The sequence below is a fragment of the Pseudomonas sp. FSL R10-2189 genome, from assembly GCF_009600325.1.
GTDB classification, from domain to species: Bacteria; Pseudomonadota; Gammaproteobacteria; order Pseudomonadales; family Pseudomonadaceae; genus Aquipseudomonas; species Aquipseudomonas helleri.
Map to the genome: position 1 here is coordinate 58,332 of NZ_WIVZ01000028.1, position 16,332 is coordinate 74,663.

Below are 16,332 nucleotides of genomic sequence, written 5' to 3' on the forward strand. Positions count from 1 at the left end.
GATATTTTTTACCCCCCATCACGGCTTAAAACTAAACACACTTGTTTATTCTCACAGGCATTAACGTTTAAATTCATACGAACGATTCATGATAAAAAGCCAGTCAATGACTGGCTTAGCGCTAAAAATCCAATGTTCAGCTCTCTGAAATACCTGATTCTTAAACCCTATGAATAATATGGCATGTTACAACTCAAAGCGTCGCTGCTGATGAACCCAGTCAACAATATCACCCTCAGGCGAATAACCACTGACGGTATTGCTTAATATCTGCCTGACTAACACATAGTCATCTTGGCGAACCGCATCCATCAATTGTGTCAATCGGTCTTTCAGTTCGTCCCAGCTCAACATATCTTCGTTTGCACGCATAATCATTGGGTGCTGTGTAGCCGCAACGTTGTCACCAATAAGCAGCTCTTCATAAAGCTTTTCACCAGGTCGCAGGCCACTGAACTCGATTGTAATATCGCCATGTACGTTCTTTTCTGAACGCACACTCAGACCTGAAAGGTGAATCATTTTTTCAGCCAGTTCAACAATGCGTACCGGTTCCCCCATGTCGAGGACAAAAACATCCCCCCCCTGCCCCATTGATCCGGCCTGAATGACCAGTTGCGCAGCCTCAGGGATTGTCATGAAATAACGAGTAATTTTGGGATGAGTGACGGTCAATGGCCCACCGGCCTTGATCTGTTTATGAAACAAAGGAATCACTGAACCCGATGAACCCAGCACATTGCCAAAACGCACCATGGTGAATCGGGTTTTGTTCACGCGTGACACTTTGGCCGAATCACCAAATAAGGCGGGGGCTATTTCCTGACTCAGCGCTTGCAGAGTCATTTCTGCCAGGCGCTTGGTGCTACCCATGACATTGGTTGGGCGCACCGCCTTGTCAGTCGAGATTAAAACAAAGTTGGCAACACCTGATTGCAATGCTGCCTGGGCGGTATAGAGCGTACCCATGACATTGTTCTGTACACCTTCGGCCACATTGTGCTCAACCATCGGCACATGTTTATAGGCTGCAGCATGATAAACAGTGTCAACATGCCAAGTCTTCATGACATCCAGCAGTTTTTGCGGGTTGCGAACAGAGCCCAAAATTGGCAATACACGCACCATCAGCGACTCACATTTGACCCTCTGTTCCAACTCGCCAAGAATGCTGTAAAGATTAAACTCCCCATGCTCGAACAACAACAGTGTGGTGGGCTTGAGGCTAAGAATTTGTCGGCACAGTTCAGACCCGATGGAGCCGCCTGCTCCGGTGACCAAAACGCATTTACCTTGAATGCAGTGCTCCAACAATTCAGCTTGTGCTGGAACTGCATCACGGCCTAGCAAATCAGCAATATCCACTTCCTGGATGTCGTCAACCTTAACCCTGCCGCTTGCCAAGTCCATAAACCCAGGCACGCTGCGCACGTGCAGCGGAAAACCTTCCAGCAAACCCAATATTTCACGCCTGCGTGCACGCGAGGATGAAGGGATAGCCAAAAGCAGTTCTTGAGCCCCGGTTCGATCGATCATCTTCTGGATATTTTCGGATTTGAAAACCTGCAGCCCGGAAATGATTCGATCCGCAATACTGTCGTCGTCATCGATGAAAGCCACAGGGCGCATAAGCCGGCCCATCCGCAATGCGGCAACCAATTGGTTACCCGCAGCACCGGCACCATAAATAGCAACCCGCGGCAATCCATCATCACGACTGGTAAAAGGAACGTGTTGAGCGGCGGCGAACCAATCCCCCAAAAAGTATTGGCGCATAGCCAGGCGTAGTCCGCCAAGCATGATCAAACTCAACCACCAATAGTTGAAAATGATCGAACGTGGCACAACGTTATCGTGGTTGCTGTACCAGTACACCACTACCGCTAGAATCAGGGCAGACAAGCTAACCGCTTTGATGATCGCGATAAGAGCATCATTGCCGAAATAGCGCATAACTGCTCGGTACATGCCAAAACGGATGAACAGAGGAATGGCTACCAAAGGTGCTGCAACAAATAACCAGACATGGGCAGTGACCGGGTTGATCATATCGTCGATGCCCAACCGGACGACGAAAGCCAACCATAAGGCAAGCCAAACGAGCGCAGTGTCAGTGATTACTTGAATCGCCCGCTTTTGCCGTCGAGACATATTGAGTAAATATGATCGAATTATATCCATGGTGTCGTCGGCCTCTAATTTAACATCGCATCGCATCGCATCGCACATCAATGTGACACATGCTTAACTCTATAAATTCCTACGTACTACAAAATTGTTACTGCTTTTCCAAACCACCGGCGTTAAATTTCAACGCCAAAAAAACAAGTGGTAGATAGGCCAAAATCAAAGCGATAAGACCATCCACCCCCAAAACAGCCACAGCCAGTGCCCATGGCAACAGCCAGCCAATATTTATAGCAGCAACTGTCAAAGTAACCACTCGATGTGAGCCAAAATGACGGGAGGCAAACTGGTAGGCATGGCTTCTGTGAGCTTCATAGACTTTATCGCCCCGTACTAATCGTCTCAACAGCGTCACTGTCGCATCGACGATGAATACGCCAAGGAGAATCAACCAAACGTAGAGAAAAGTTGAGTTAGCCCACGAGGCCTGCAACGAAAGGATTCCAAGAGTAATTCCTAAAAAACCACTGCCGGCATCTCCCATAAAAATACGTGCCGGAGGGAAATTCCAGTACAAGAAGCCCATCACTGTTGCAGCCAACAACAAGGGGGCCCATATCAATTCATGATAACCCGACAACCAGGCAGCAAGCGCAGCACCACAGCAAACACATATCGCCTCAATGCTGGCCAGACCATCAATGCCATCCATAAAGTTGTAAAGATTAAGCATCCAGACCAGATACAGGACTGCGAACAGACTACCGAGCCACATCAAATCTAGAGAGAAACCAAAGGCAACTATGGGTGGAAGTCCTCCTAACAAAAACACAGCAAATACAGCTGCTGAGAAGTGCCCTAACAAACGCCAGCGAGCGGCTATGTGCCCGTGATCATCAAGGAAGCCTAATATTGCAACTCCGCCGCCAGAAACAATGAACACCCACGCCGAGTGCCAGTCGATGGCGCCGATGATTGCCAGATAGAGAGCTGTCAATAAAAACACACCGACAATGGCCACTCCTCCGCCCCGTGGAGTGGGGATAGAATGTGAACTACGTGCATTCGGCACATCCATCAGGTTGCTCGCCAAAGCATATCTTCTAAGACAGGCGGTGAAGAAAAGGCAAAAAATGCACACTAAAGGTATAAACAACCACAGAGCCATATGAAAACTCACGAATAAATAAAAGATTGCACTATGGAGTGACCATTAAGGCATTTGGTTTTTTTTGAAGTCACGGCCTGCTTTTTCCAAAGCATCTTTGACATCGACGGGTGGAACCCATGACAGCAAGGTTCTTGATTTTTTGGAATCTATTTCCAGGGAACCGCACAGTTGCTGATAAACGGAATATTTACCCAGTATCTTAGCACCACCAAGCAAGAACAGATCAGGTACTGCAAATAATGGCGAACGAGAGTGCATACCCGATGCCAACGCTTTAATTATCTGCGGTGTCGACACTGACTGCTTGTCCGATATTAAAAACATCTCATTGGCAGCCGAGGGATGAGTCACACAGGTTTTGATAAAATCTACCAAATTTTCTAACGCGACCATCGTCCGCGTGTTTTTTAATCCCGCCAGTGGCAATGGCATACCCGACGAGACTAATTTCAATAAACGTTTAAAATTACCCGGTGCATTGGCGCCATAAACCAAGGGAGGTCTTATGATCACCAAATCCATTGATTTGTTCGCACAAAGACTTTCTAGCCCTTGCTCAGCTTCCCACTTTGATACAGCATACATCGCCTGCGGAGCAGGTAAGCTAGTTTCATCAAAAGCTTGTTCTAAAGTACAACTACCATTAACACCAATGGAGCTAAGAAAAATAAATCTTTTAACGCCAGCATTAATCGCTTGTTCAGCTAACATTAATGTCCCTTCAACATTAACCTTTCGAAACTCGACCATAGGATCGCTACTGATTTCAGATAAAACATGTGCGCGGGCAGCTAAATGAATGACAACATCGACGCCTTCAAGAATATTGCGCCACTCTCCAGCAGTAGAAGTATCGGTTACCTTGGAAAATACGAAATTAGTAGCCACGAGCTCTATTGAACTTCGACCTGAGCCAACAACACTAACATCAGGTAGAGTTATCAGTGCCTTGCACAAAGACACTCCTATGAACCCAGTTGCACCCGTTACTAGTATTTTCATGTTCTTTCTTCTAACACTAACTGATAAACATCAAGGGTCTTACGCAACATTAAATCAAACGTGAATTCTTGCTCAAATTTCTCGCGTGCTTTATAACCCATCGACTCTCTCTCTCCTTGAGACTGTAACAATTGTACGAATGCATTTCGTAAAGCCACCGTGTAATCACGGGAAACCAGTATGCCTGTAACGCCGTCATCAATAGACTCTGCTACCCCACCTACGTCTGAAGCTATAACTGGCAAGCTTGATCGCATGGCTTCCAGAATAGTCAGCGGAAGACCTTCCCAATCAGAAGTTAAAACAAATATATCTGAGTTGCCCAGACGCACAGCAACATCCGAGCACGCACCTGAAAATGTAACTTTCTTTGCAATATTTAATTGCTCAGCAAGTAATACACATTTAGCAAGTTCAGGACCGTCGCCTACTAACTCCAAGTGCCAGTTTTGGATCTCAATAGCCGCTAAGGCTTGTAGAACAGCTGTCTGATTTTTAGGTTTTTCAAAACGAGCAACCATAATGATATTTACAGTGGCGTCGTCAGAGCGTTTAGTCGTCGCCGGAGTGATTTCAGGGACACCATTGTGTATCGTGACTAGCATTTCCTCAGTAGCAACATTCTGAGAGACAGCTAACTGTCGATCATATTCAGAGACAGTTATTATTTTATTAGAAATTTTAGAAAGTTGGGTTTCGATCCATCGATAGAACGCTTGCCTCTTGACGGATACACCTTCAGTAAATGCCCATCCGTGTGCTGTAAAAACGACGGGGATAGAAAGACTTTTAGCTGCTAACCTGCCGATAACACCTGCTTTTGACGAGTGAACATGAACAACATCAGGTTTGCTCAACTTAAAAAAATTACGCAACTCAAAAAAACAAAGAAGGTCTTTTACAACACTTATTTCCCTTACAAGATTTCGCAGGCCATGGCACTTTAGCCCCATGGATGCAGCACGATCGAATAAAACACCGGTTTCCGATTCTGCGCCGACACCAATAACGACATCATGACCTTTCGCTTGAGCCCCTGCCGCCAAGTCAAGCAAGTGTACGCTAGCGCCACCCAATACATCTGAGCGCGTAATTACATATACTATTTTCAATCGACCTCCTTTCAAAAAATCCTGCTTTTCAATGACTAAACACGGGTCAATGCTAGCAAACTATATAATCACGCCCTGTATACATCCAACCAAACACCAACAATTTTGTCGATCGAATAGTTATCAACGATTCGTTTTCGTGCTAAACGCCCCATATTTTCAGCTTCGGCATTTGAAATATCCAAAGCATTAGTAATGGCATTCTTAAGGGCTAAAGAATTTTGAGCAGGGACTAAATATCCACACTCACCCACGACCTCCTTAACACCTCCGCAATCCGTTACAACAACAACACGTTCTGAAGCCATGGCTTCGGCAACGACTAAACCAAAGCCTTCCCACGCAGACGACAGTACGTACAGATCGGCAGCATTATAAATGTTCGCTACATCTGATCGAACACCGAGGAACGTTATTTTGTTCGATAGATTCAACTGAATCACGAGATCAGTTAATTTCTGTCTTTCACTTCCTTCACCTACAATCCATAGCTTGGTATCAGTAAAGTCCTCAGATAACTGCCCAAAAGCGTTGATTAGATTTTCATAATCTTTTGCAGCCTCAAGCCTCCCAACAGCCACTATTAACTTATCTTCATCAGCGATACCGTTAACGTCTCTTAATCGCTGCCCTGATACCTTGTCGGGTCTATAGAGCGTCGTATCAATACCATTTGAAACTTCAAAAATCCCACCTGGAGGGGCGGCTTTTTTTTGTTCAAATACCTTTACTGCTTCCAATGTCACATTGGTCATGGCATCGGTTAGCGAGTGGGTGAGGCGGTATGCCAACATACGAAGTTTTCCGCCCTCATTCGTGTTATGGGCAGTATTGATCAATTTCTTTATTGGGCAAAACAATCTAACAACACGTGATAGCAGGTTTGCATGAACCATATGAGCATGAACCACATCGGGGTCATATGCCTTGATAACTGACCGAAGTTTCAACGCGCCCTTTATAAAACCAGAGATCGTCTTCTCCAACTCTAATCCGACCAACTCGATCTCTTCGTGCTTGGGTCGCAGCAACACAGGCCCAGTCAAGTAGCAGATTTTAACAATATGCCCTTGCTCATAGAGTCTATCGGCCAGGTCGAGCACTTGGCGCTCAGCACCACCGACGCCAAGCCCAGTGATTAAGTAAAGTACTTTCATTTTAAGAAACGCGCTCTTTGGTCATACTGAAAACTAGACATTGGACATACCTGATAATACATTTTATTTTTCTGACGGCGCTTTGTTCACGAAGTATTTGATGCTTGTAATACAAACCAAAACCGAGCGGATTACGACGTAACATGCTGGAAAAATTAGCTGTGTAACCATCCTCTAAATACTCACACAAATAGAGAACTTTATTACCAAAAAAATTAATAACTCCTTCATCTGATATTCTGTTCCAAATCAACAACTCCGGGACAAACTTCTCCCCTACAAAGACTGGAAACGGATGTTTTATTAATGCAGCACGCTTGAATATATAGGCCAGATCACCCTCGTAAAAATTCCCAGCTGCTGTGGGGGTCATCACCGTCAGCTCTGCAGTTGATCCGTGAGCGGGACGACCTACGATTTTTCCTGAAAAAGCTTGTCTCCTGTAACAATAGCCAACCGTGGTTTTATCCCTATCGCTCGCTGCTGCAGCCGTGAATACCTCGACTGCATCAACTGTCAGGGCATCATCGCTATCTACAAAATAGACCCATGCACCGCTGCTAGCTTGAACACCTGAATTGATCGCAACATGTTTACCCGCATTTTTCTGCTTGATCACTCTCATGGAAAACGTAGCTTGCGCCTGAAAATCTTTTAACAGACTCTCGGTTTCGTCAGTGCTGCCGTCATCTACCACCACCCATTCAAAGTCCATTCGGGTTTGCTGGAGCAGACTGTCAAACAATCGTGGAAGTGTGTAAGCCCTATTATAAGTAGCCGTAACAACTGTCAACATGCGCAACTCTCTACCCGCTTGATATTGATCGCAAACACCGCTAACGATATGGAAAAAGCAATTTCCGACACTACAAATCCGTAAACAATTCCTTTCAACTCAAACGTATAGGATAGTAATGCCGCTAAGATTAAAGAAAAGACAGAGAAGAACATCAACAGAAAGCTTAAAATCCGATCTTGGCCGAGAGGCATAAATATTGTCAGCCCCATCGCCTGATTCATCATTCTGAATGGAATGATAAATACAAAAATTCGCAATATAACAATCGCTTCTTCAAAGCCAGGACCCAGCATCAAACGAATTAAATAGTCCCCTAACACATAGATTATGGCTGCACCTATCACGCCGGCAAAAAATAGGCCTGCCACAATAAAACTGGAAAATTTCAAATTGAGCGTTGTGGATTGCAATAATTTTCTGCTCAAATAAGGATACAAGCCAATCAATACAGGCCCCACCAGCCCCACAGACGCTTTGATTATTTTTTCAGCCGGGGCATACTTTGCCACTGCAGCCTGCCCACACATAACGCCGACCAGCGCAGGACCGGCACTCATCATAATATTGTTTGAACTCTTGTATAAGAAACTGTGAAAACCATCTTTTATCTGTGCTAGGCCGCCTCTAAATTTAAACGAATAACCGCCAACTACTTTATACACCAGGTAAAAACCAACCACCGTGTTAAGCAAGGCAAATGACGACATGATCATAAGCGCTTTGATTGCATCTTCAGGCTGAGAGATAAAAATAAACAGTACCAGCAACCCAACAAATCTCAAGCAGACCTCAAAAATAACGGGGAATGTTATTTTTTCCAAACCCTGAAACAACCAAATACTGCTGAACCCAAATGCGAAGAAATACAGATATCCCCACACTGCCGCTTGCGGTTTGACATCGGTGTTAGTAACAAAAATAACAAGGACTGAGGCGATCACCATGCCGGTGGTTAAAATCACTTTTGCCGAGGTGATCTCATTATAAATATTGGACAATAATTTTTTATCATCGCCGCACAATGCAACTTGCCGAGCACCGCTCAACGAATAGCCATACTCCACGACAAGAGAGCATAACAATGCTGTTGTTTGTATCAGCAATATATGCCCATACTCATCCACCCCGAGCGCCCTAGCCAAGATAGGGATTTCTAGAATGGGAATCAGATAGCTGACCAACTGAGCTACAAACAACAAGCTTACATTTTTTAACTGCAAAATCATGTCATGCCTCTACCTGGGTATCATCAGTCGCCAGCATGAGCCTAGAAAAGGTAGATAACAGAGAGACCATCAACGCCCATATCCCCCACTCAGAGAGCTCTGTACTGAAGGGATGAAGCATCATTAAAAAGGCATAACCCAATACTCCACCAAAGGCTGCAATCGAATACGCAAGATTTGCAACCGACGTGACACCTTGTAATCGATAGGTAATTAATTTCCCAAGGAAGAAAAATACGGGAGAGAACATGAGTATCGCCATCCCTATGAACCCCAATACCCCAATATCACCTAACGAAGAGAGATAAGCATTATGCACAACCATGTTTTCACCATCGACCAGCGTAGTGGCTGTACCGAATCCGCATCCGAAGGGAAAACATTCCTGAACATGTAAAATCCCGTCTGACAGCATTTTTGTTCTTATTGGATCTCCTGCAGCAAGCCTGTTTAATACCAGCGGTTCTTCAGCATTGCTGAAAAATACGAACCCACCACTGTACAGTATCAACAAACCTATGCCACACACGCCTAGCACCAATGAGCACAGAACGGCCGCTTTAGGCTTCAAGTATGCGCAGAGCACAACAAATAACAGCGCCATCACCGCAAGAATCAAAAATCCGGTTCGACTTGAGTCAGACTTCAACAAGAACAAACCGCCTAGCATGGCCAGCAGAGAAAGCATTTTATTCCCTGCCCCGGAAATCATTCCAGCAACCACAAAACCGACAAAAAATACGGGCGTTTTCCAAAGGACCCCTGGATAGGCAAATTGGCTGCCTTGACGCCCATCTCCCAACTCCACATAGAACTCGCGCAGGTAAAATTTAGATATCAAGAACATAAACAAGCCAATAGCAATACAGAACAGACTTATTTTATAGATATCCGCTCCGGCTAAATCACGGGCATTGATATAAATACAACAAAATGCCAATGCGATAAAAAAAACTTTCACGCCCTGATAAATTGTATATTCATCCTGATTGATGATACCGCTCAGGAAAAACGACACTAGAATCAGAAAAAAACCTGTCATGTATACAAATAATTCAGCACTGATCATTCGACCAAACTGACGCGATGAACAAAAGAACCCTGCAAATATCACCGCACACCAAGCGACCCAATAACCGGCCGAACCAATGACAAATCGTACATCCCCCAACACGACCAACAGGCACGCTAACAAAATCACAAATACCGAAACTTTATCACTCTTCAACTTTGCCTCTCCGAATCAAAACACACAAAACACTTCATACCCAGCGTGCCCAGACTCCAGAAGATCTCTTATACGGGAAGTTTTACAAAAGCCGGTGCAGATTTGTCTTTGTCACTCAAATAATATTCAGCTAAGGTTGGCCATTGAATACCCAGATTAGCGTCGTCCCACACCACACTATGCTCCGAATCCTTATTGTAATATTTGTCAACTTTATAGCTGACGCACGTGTCTTCTTCCAGAGATAAAAACCCATGGGCAAACCCTGCAGGTATCCATACCATCTTTTTATTTACAGCATTCAATTCCAGTGCAAACCATTCGCCGTAACTTATTGAGTCAGGCCGCAGATCGACTGCCACATCAAAGACTGAACCATGTAGAACGCTCACGAGTTTGCCTTGGGCATAGGGCTCGTGCTGATAATGCAATCCTCTTACCACACCCTTTTTCGAGCTAGACACATTATCCTGGACAAAATAGTCAGGACTATTTAAACCGAGTGCCAGTAAGCCAGACTTAAAAGCCTGCAGATTAAATATTTCCAAAAACCAGCCACGGTCATCTCTGAAAATATCAGGCTCAATAACCACTAACCCTTTAATAGATGTCGTCGTAAATTTCATGTGGCACGCTTTTCCGTTAGCAAACGCAGGAGGTATTGCCCATAACCGGTTTTTTGAAACTTCACAGCCTGTCGTGCCAACTGCTCGGAGTCAATCCAACCAAAATTGAAAGCAATTTCTTCAAGGCAGGCCACTTTTAAACCCTGCCGCTGCTCAATGGTTCGAACAAAACAACTCGCATCCAACAGCGATTCATGGGTACCCGTATCTAACCATGCGAAGCCGCGCCCCAATATTTCAACCGTTAAACTACCCTGTTCTAAATAAAAACTGTTGATATCGGTGATTTCGAGTTCACCGCGTGATGAAGGTTTGATTTTCTTGGCAATATCCACAACTTGGTTATCATAGAAATACAGACCCACCACGACATAGTTAGACTTCGGTTTCTCTGGCTTTTCCTCAATGCTGACGACTCGTCCAGCGTTATCGAATTCAACCACACCAAAGCGTTCAGGGTCAGAAACGTGATACCCAAATACCGTGGCCCCAGAAGGTTTTGAGGTCGCTGCTTTCAGATTTTCTGAGAAGTAGTGCCCATAAAAAATATTGTCACCAAGAATCATGCAGACAGGATGATTGCCAATAAACGTTTCCCCAATGATGAAGGCTTGCGCCAACCCTCCTGGCGTAGGCTGTTGTTCATAACTCAACTCAATGCCGTATTGGCTGCCATCCCCCAGCAGTTTTCTGAAACAAAGCACGTCTTCAGGGGTTGTTATAATCAATATTTCACGGATACCCGCCAGCATGAGGACAGACAGCGGATAGAAAATCATGGGCTTGTCATAAATGGGCAACATTTGTTTGGACACCCCAAGTGTCAAGGGATGCAAACGTGTACCTGCACCGCCAGCGAGGATGATGCCTTTACGTTGGAGGTTGGTCATGTAGCGAGTACTTCCTTAATTTTTTCTGCGTACTCTTCCGGCCCCCTCAGGCACAGGAAAAGTCCTGCCTTCAAGCACGCTACCGCCCCAGGATTTATCGTTAATTTCCTGAGAACGGTTTTCCTTGGCCATGGCTAAGCTCCAGCCCTGATTTGCCTACCGAGTGGAAATACTCGTGACAGGCAAACTGATTTGCTGCTGACGGTTCATCAGGTTGATGAGCAGAATGACCCGCTCCTCGCCGTCCATAGACATGAATATGGACTCAATACCCGCGAAGCCTTGGTCAAGAATGGTGACTTTGTCGCCAGCATTAAATTTGGAGATGACGTGCGTGTCTGCACGTGATTGTAGTTGAAGGATCAACTCGTGACTGACGGCCAAAGGTCGCCCGCCAAATGCAACAACCCGCGCGACTCCGCGGGTTGAGCGTAGGGGTGCCCAGTTGGCGCCTTCCGGCATGTTGATAAACAGATAGCCAGGGAACAAAGACTCTTTAACGCAGCTCAGCTGACCACGTAGCAACTTTTCACGTCGGCAAACCGGGCGTGAACATTCGTAGCCTTGGCGCTGGAGATTTTCCTCTGCACGTTCGTCTTGTTTAGGCTTGCATTGCACCAGGTACCAGTCATCAGATTTCGGCGTGCTGGGATCAGGCGGTACTGGAGTGTTTGTTATTTGCATGGGGACTTCATTAATGGGTTCATCCGTGTTTACCATTTTGCTCTGCATCTGCGCATGGTAAGCCACTGGGTTCTTATCATGACTGCAATAAGCTTCGCACAAGCGGCTCAGCGCCTGTTGGGACAAGGACATCGACAACTCTGTTTTGAGCGCGATACAGGCTCAACAGTTCCCTTGCCAATGCTTTCCTTGCCGACACCTCACCGTGTACCAAACGTATCTCTTCAGGCCAATCAGACATGCCTGATACAAAGTTGAGCAAGTCTTTCTGGTCGGCATGGGCGGAATACCCACCCAATGTGCTGACGCCAGCATGGATCATACAGCGCTCACCTTCCAATTCAACAAAACCGCCTGACGAAGCGTATTTTTGTATCACCGCTCCAGGAGTTCCCTTCGCCTGATAGCCTGTAAAGAGGACATTATGCCGTTGGTCAGCCAACATCCTTTTCAGGTAATTGACTATGCGACCGCTGGAACACATCCCTCCTCCGGCGATGACGATTGCCGGACGCCCCGTGCTGGCCAGATAGTTAACGGTCTGCAAGTGCCGGGCATGGCTGTCGATAGTGATCAATTGCTCAAAATGCAAAGGTTTGCGTCCATGTCCCAGACGCACTTGCGCCTCTTCATTCCAATAGTCCTGCAGTTCACGATAGACCTTGGTTAGACGACTTGCTAACGGGGAATCAAGAATAACCGGCACTTGTGGCCAAGTAATGGGAAGAAATTGAGCGTCATCACATACTGCTTGCGCCGGACCAAGCAACGCTTTGCGATGCAATATATCTTCGATTTCGTAGAGTAGCTCTTGAGTACGGCCCATGCTGAACGCTGGAATCAATAACGTTCCATGATCAGCCAAAGCCCTGTCGATAGCGACTTCTAAACGTTCTTGGCGGTTCAGACGATTTTCGTGTAAACGGTCGCCGTATGTGCTCTCAAGAATTAACACATTTGCCTTCTCGGGCGACACTGGCGCGGGCAGAAATGGCGAATGCGGAGCGCCCAAATCACCCGAAAAGACGATGCGTCTCCTCAACGAGGCCTGAGGATAATCTAGATCGCACTCCACATAGGCTGATCCCAGTATGTGGCCTGCTCTCTGCAGCCGGATTTGAGCGCGCAGATTATCTGTTTGCTCAATGTTGAACCAATGGCCAAAAGGCAGCGCAATCACTTGCTGGTGCACGCGCTGTAAATATCGTTCGATGATCTTCGGCTCACGACTCACCTCAAGCTTGAATGCATCTTCAAGTATCAGTGGCAGCAATTTTGCTGATGGTTCACTGCACAGGATCGGCCCCTTGAATCCTGCAGCCAGCAAATAAGGAAGACGCCCCACATGATCGGCATGGATATGGGTGATGACCAAGGCGTTTATGCCTTCAAGCGGAAAGTCGATCTGCGGATACTGTGAGTTCCTGTCTAATGCAATGCGTTCGTCACTGCCTTGAAATAGCCCGCAGTCGATTAGAATGTATGCGTCCGGCCAAGTCATCTACCCGACCCCGCGAAGCCAGGACATGGTGTGCACTTAAAGGATGTGCTTACGCAGTTGTCGACACAGAGCACCAGTGAAATTGGACATTTGCTGCCGAACCAGTGGGTAGCTCCATCGCATTGAACTAATGGGCGTAACCCACTAGATCTCCCACTTTTTTCCCCTGTCGTTATCTAGATTTTCTTAACCGAGCCAAGATTTTCTTAAAATATGCTCCGAGCACTCAGAAAATATTAACCGAAAATGGCCTCGCAACCACTATTTTGGGGTTTTCCGTTTATCGGCGGTAAGCGTCCCGCAATCACACCTTGCCGCATTGCGCGGTAACCGGCCGGTGAAGTCACCTACCTGATCCCAGCCATAAAGGCGATGTTCTCCACTTAAAAATACGTGGACACCATCGTCCTTATCGTCAGGATCGCAATGCGCCAACGAAGCTCTTATTCCAAATCTTTTAAAACCCAGGTCGTTCAGGAATGCCTGCAACCTGGCATCTCGATCGCCAACGTAGCCTTGCGGCACGGCATCAACGCCAACCTGGTTCGCAAATGGATACCTGTTTATCGAGATCATCAGGTACCGGCTTTACCCGCTTTCGTTCCGTTGAAGCTGGAGCCCGGCATCCAACCCGATCAGCAAATGTCTGTCATCATCGAAGTCCCTTTTGGCCAGCAGACGCTCACAGTAAAGTGGCCATCCTCAAATCCCGAAGGGTGCGCCCGATTCATCCGTGGGCTCACTCGATGATCCGCATAGACTCCATCTGGCTCGCCACCGAACCCATGGATATGCGTGCCGGCACTGAGACCGCATTGGCCAGAGTGACTGCAGTATTCGGTACGGCGAAGCCGCACTGCGCTTACCTCTTTGCCAACCGCCGGGCCAACCGCATGAAGGTGCTGGTGCATGATGGCGTCGGTATCTGGCTGGCGGCGCGGCGGTTGAACCAGGGCAAGTTTCATTGGCCGGGCATCCATCGTGGGACGGAGGTGGAACTCGACCTCGAACAACTTCAGGCGCTGGTACTTGGCTTGCCTTGGCAGCGAGTAGGTGCAGGCGGCGCAATTACATTGCTCTAAAGCCTGGCTTGTAGCTGTGACAGGAGGGTTGCTTTGGTAAAATCCACGGCATGACTTCCATGCCTGATCTCGATCAAATGACTCCCGAACAACTGCGCACGCTGGCTGCGCAGTTGATGTCCAAGGTCGACACCATGGGTCGAAAGATCCATCGCGATGAAACGATCATCGAGCAACTCACTCACGAGATCGCCATTCTCAAGCGCCACAAGTTCGCCAAGCGCAGCGAGCAGATCAGCCCAGCGCAAAGCAGCTTGCTCGAAGACCTGCTCAATACCGACCTTGAAGCCATCGAGGCCGAGCTAAAAGCTCTTCATCCATCACCTGTCCAGGCAGAACCACGCCAGCAACCCAAGCGCGCGCCGTTGCCGCCGCAGTTCCCGCGCACTGTGATTCATCACGAGCCAGACAACACTCAGTGCGCTTGCGGCTGCCAGCTTCAGCGCATCGGTGAAGACATCAGCGAGAAGCTGGACTACACGCCGGGCGTGTTCACCGTCGAACAGCATGTGCGTGGGAAATGGGCCTGCCGGCAGTGCGAAATGCTGATCCAGGCGCCGGTACCGCCGCAGGTGATCGACAAGGGCATCCCCACTGCCGGCCTGCTGGCGCACGTGATGGTGGCTAAATTCGCCGACCATCTGCCGCTTTATCGACAGGAAAAGATCTTCGGCCGTGCCGGCCTGGCCATCCCGCGCTCGACACTGACACAGTGGGTAGGTCACACCGGCGTGCAGCTTCAGCCGCTGGTCGATGCGCTGCGCGAAGCAGTACTGGCCCAGCGCGTTGTCCACGCCGATGAAACGCCGGTACAAATGCTGGCGCCAGGAGAGAAGAAAACCCACCGCGCTTACGTTTGGGCCTACAGCAGTACGCCATTCTCGGCACTCAAGGCCGTGGTCTACGACTTCAGCCCCAAAGGCGATGGTGTCCACCTAATTTGATCTGACCCCGAAAAGTTGGACGCCTTCTATGCCCGCCGTGCTTGAGTCCTGTATTCCACAGGGCTCAGGCCGCTTAGTTTCAGTCTGATTCGCGAGTGATTGTAGTAGTGTATGTAGTCCTCTATACCTGCTTCAAGCTCATCGAGACTGTTGAATTTGTTCAGGTAAAAGAACTCGGATTTCAACGTGCCAAAAAAGCTTTCCATAGCCGCATTGTCATAGCAATTTCCTTTGCGGGACATGCTTGGCTTTACCGCACGCTCGTTCAGCACGCGGCGGTAGATAGGCATCCGGTACTGCCATCCCTGGTCGGAATGCAAGATTGGCTTATCGCGCTGCCGCAGCCGTTCAAAAGCTTGCCGTAGCATCGCGCCGACCATGTCGAACAGCGGGCGTCTGGCGGTCTTGAAGGCGATGATTTCACCGTTGTAGAGGTCAAGTATCGGTGAGAGGTAGAGTTTCTGCCCGCCGACCCGAAACTCCGTCACATCGGTTACCCATTTCTGGTTCGGTCGTTTGGCATCGAACTTCCGTTTCAGCAGGTTCGGCGCTACCTGACCCTCTTCGCCTCTGTAGGCCCGGTATTTCTTTATGCGCACACGGCTTTTCAACTGAAGCTCGCCCATGAGGCGCTGAACAGTCTTGTGATTCACGAGATGGCCAGCTCGCCGAACGGCAGCAGTGATACGGCGATAGCCATATCGGCGTAAGCGTCCGCCCAACTCACCTTGCGTAAGTTAGGGCTTGCGCCCACTGATGCGGCAGCAGTTGACCAATCTCACT

General features: G+C 47.7%; 14 protein-coding genes and 2 pseudogenes. 3 read left to right on the plus strand and 13 right to left on the minus strand.

What is annotated here, in order from left to right; all coding sequences use genetic code 11:
• Positions 1-186 precede the first annotated feature (186 nt).
• From GHO32_RS18980 to GHO32_RS19035, 12 genes are all read right to left on the minus strand, one after another.
• Positions 187-2,181 (minus strand): nucleoside-diphosphate sugar epimerase/dehydratase, encoded by a 1,995-nt coding sequence (locus tag GHO32_RS18980; protein WP_153335985.1) that lies wholly within the window; start codon positions 2,179-2,181, stop codon positions 187-189.
• Positions 2,182-2,278: 97 nt separating this feature from the next.
• On the minus strand, positions 2,279-3,295 hold the full coding sequence (locus tag GHO32_RS18985; protein WP_153335986.1) for a glycosyltransferase family 4 protein: 1,017 nt from the start codon (positions 3,293-3,295) through the stop codon (positions 2,279-2,281).
• A 45-nt stretch (positions 3,296-3,340) separates the two neighbouring features.
• Positions 3,341-4,300: an NAD-dependent epimerase/dehydratase family protein gene (locus tag GHO32_RS18990; protein ID WP_153425836.1), complete on the minus strand. Its 960-nt coding sequence runs from the start codon at positions 4,298-4,300 to the stop codon at positions 3,341-3,343.
• The gene (locus GHO32_RS18995; RefSeq protein WP_153336979.1) at positions 4,297-5,412 is read right to left on the minus strand and encodes a glycosyltransferase family 4 protein; all 1,116 of its coding nucleotides are present in this window, start codon (positions 5,410-5,412) and stop codon (positions 4,297-4,299) included. The genes GHO32_RS18990 and GHO32_RS18995 overlap by 4 nt, the downstream gene beginning before the upstream one ends.
• A gap of 68 nt (positions 5,413-5,480) precedes the next feature.
• Positions 5,481-6,569, minus strand: coding sequence for a glycosyltransferase (locus tag GHO32_RS19000; RefSeq protein ID WP_153336978.1), 1,089 nt, complete (start codon positions 6,567-6,569; stop codon positions 5,481-5,483).
• A 1-nt stretch (position 6,570) separates the two neighbouring features.
• Complete coding sequence (locus GHO32_RS19005; RefSeq protein WP_153425834.1) at positions 6,571-7,365, minus strand: glycosyltransferase family 2 protein; 795 nt, start codon at positions 7,363-7,365, stop codon at positions 6,571-6,573.
• Positions 7,359-8,594, minus strand: a complete 1,236-nt coding sequence (locus GHO32_RS19010; RefSeq protein ID WP_153336913.1) for an oligosaccharide flippase family protein — start codon at positions 8,592-8,594, stop codon at positions 7,359-7,361. Before GHO32_RS19010 ends, GHO32_RS19005 begins: the two co-directional genes overlap by 7 nt.
• A 1-nt stretch (position 8,595) precedes the next feature.
• Entirely contained in the window at positions 8,596-9,822 is a 1,227-nt protein-coding gene (locus tag GHO32_RS19015; protein WP_153336912.1) for a hypothetical protein, read from the minus strand.
• Between the two features lie 68 nt (positions 9,823-9,890).
• Positions 9,891-10,448, minus strand: coding sequence for a dTDP-4-dehydrorhamnose 3,5-epimerase (gene rfbC, locus GHO32_RS19020; RefSeq protein WP_153336911.1), 558 nt, complete (start codon positions 10,446-10,448; stop codon positions 9,891-9,893).
• On the minus strand, positions 10,445-11,338 hold the full coding sequence (gene rfbA / locus GHO32_RS19025; protein WP_153425833.1) for a glucose-1-phosphate thymidylyltransferase RfbA: 894 nt from the start codon (positions 11,336-11,338) through the stop codon (positions 10,445-10,447). Before rfbA ends, rfbC begins: the two co-directional genes overlap by 4 nt.
• Positions 11,339-11,494: 156 nt before the next feature.
• Positions 11,495-12,022 carry a transcription/translation regulatory transformer protein RfaH gene (gene rfaH / locus GHO32_RS19030; RefSeq protein WP_082158170.1) on the minus strand — a complete coding sequence of 176 codons (528 nt, stop codon included), beginning with the start codon at positions 12,020-12,022 and terminating at the stop codon, positions 11,495-11,497.
• A 76-nt stretch (positions 12,023-12,098) separates the two neighbouring features.
• Positions 12,099-13,523, minus strand: coding sequence for an MBL fold metallo-hydrolase (locus GHO32_RS19035; RefSeq protein WP_153442958.1), 1,425 nt, complete (start codon positions 13,521-13,523; stop codon positions 12,099-12,101).
• 426 nt (positions 13,524-13,949) lie between these two features.
• Here GHO32_RS19035 and GHO32_RS19040 point away from each other — a divergent pair, with 426 nt between their 5' ends.
• The 3 genes and pseudogenes from GHO32_RS19040 to GHO32_RS19050 all read left to right on the plus strand — a co-directional run.
• A complete protein-coding gene (locus GHO32_RS19040; RefSeq protein ID WP_153336964.1) occupies positions 13,950-14,273 on the plus strand; it encodes a transposase in 324 nt (107 codons plus the stop codon).
• Positions 14,270-14,605, plus strand: a complete 336-nt coding sequence (gene tnpB, locus GHO32_RS26910) for an IS66 family insertion sequence element accessory protein TnpB (protein WP_153336965.1) — start codon at positions 14,270-14,272, stop codon at positions 14,603-14,605. The genes GHO32_RS19040 and tnpB overlap by 4 nt, the downstream gene beginning before the upstream one ends.
• Before the next feature lie 50 nt (positions 14,606-14,655).
• Positions 14,656-15,540: pseudogene (locus tag GHO32_RS19050) on the plus strand (IS66 family transposase); the annotation flags it as partial.
• A gap of 35 nt (positions 15,541-15,575) precedes the next feature.
• Here GHO32_RS19050 and GHO32_RS19055 read toward each other — a convergent pair.
• A pseudogene (locus GHO32_RS19055) lies at positions 15,576-16,253 on the minus strand (IS3 family transposase); the annotation flags it as partial.
• Positions 16,254-16,332: the final 79 nt, after the last annotated feature.

Excerpts from the sequence above, each read along its gene's own strand:
- GHO32_RS18985 (WP_153335986.1), bottom strand. The coding sequence starts at position 3,295 with ATGGCTCTGTGGTTGTTTATACCTTTAGTGTGCATTTTTTGCCTTTTC.
- rfbA (WP_153425833.1), bottom strand. The coding sequence starts at position 11,338 with ATGACCAACCTCCAACGTAAAGGCATCATCCTCGCTGGCGGTGCAGGT.
- GHO32_RS18990 (WP_153425836.1), bottom strand. The coding sequence starts at position 4,300 with ATGAAAATACTAGTAACGGGTGCAACTGGGTTCATAGGAGTGTCTTTG.
- GHO32_RS19010 (WP_153336913.1), bottom strand. The coding sequence starts at position 8,594 with ATGATTTTGCAGTTAAAAAATGTAAGCTTGTTGTTTGTAGCTCAGTTG.
- rfbC (WP_153336911.1), bottom strand. The coding sequence starts at position 10,448 with ATGAAATTTACGACGACATCTATTAAAGGGTTAGTGGTTATTGAGCCT.
- tnpB (WP_153336965.1), top strand. The coding sequence starts at position 14,270 with ATGATCCGCATAGACTCCATCTGGCTCGCCACCGAACCCATGGATATG.
- GHO32_RS19005 (WP_153425834.1), bottom strand. The coding sequence starts at position 7,365 with ATGTTGACAGTTGTTACGGCTACTTATAATAGGGCTTACACACTTCCA.
- GHO32_RS19035 (WP_153442958.1), bottom strand. The coding sequence starts at position 13,523 with ATGACTTGGCCGGACGCATACATTCTAATCGACTGCGGGCTATTTCAA.
- GHO32_RS19000 (WP_153336978.1), bottom strand. The coding sequence starts at position 6,569 with ATGAAAGTACTTTACTTAATCACTGGGCTTGGCGTCGGTGGTGCTGAG.
- GHO32_RS19040 (WP_153336964.1), top strand. The coding sequence starts at position 13,950 with ATGCGCCAACGAAGCTCTTATTCCAAATCTTTTAAAACCCAGGTCGTT.
- rfaH (WP_082158170.1), bottom strand. The coding sequence starts at position 12,022 with ATGCAAATAACAAACACTCCAGTACCGCCTGATCCCAGCACGCCGAAA.
- GHO32_RS18980 (WP_153335985.1), bottom strand. The coding sequence starts at position 2,181 with ATGGATATAATTCGATCATATTTACTCAATATGTCTCGACGGCAAAAG.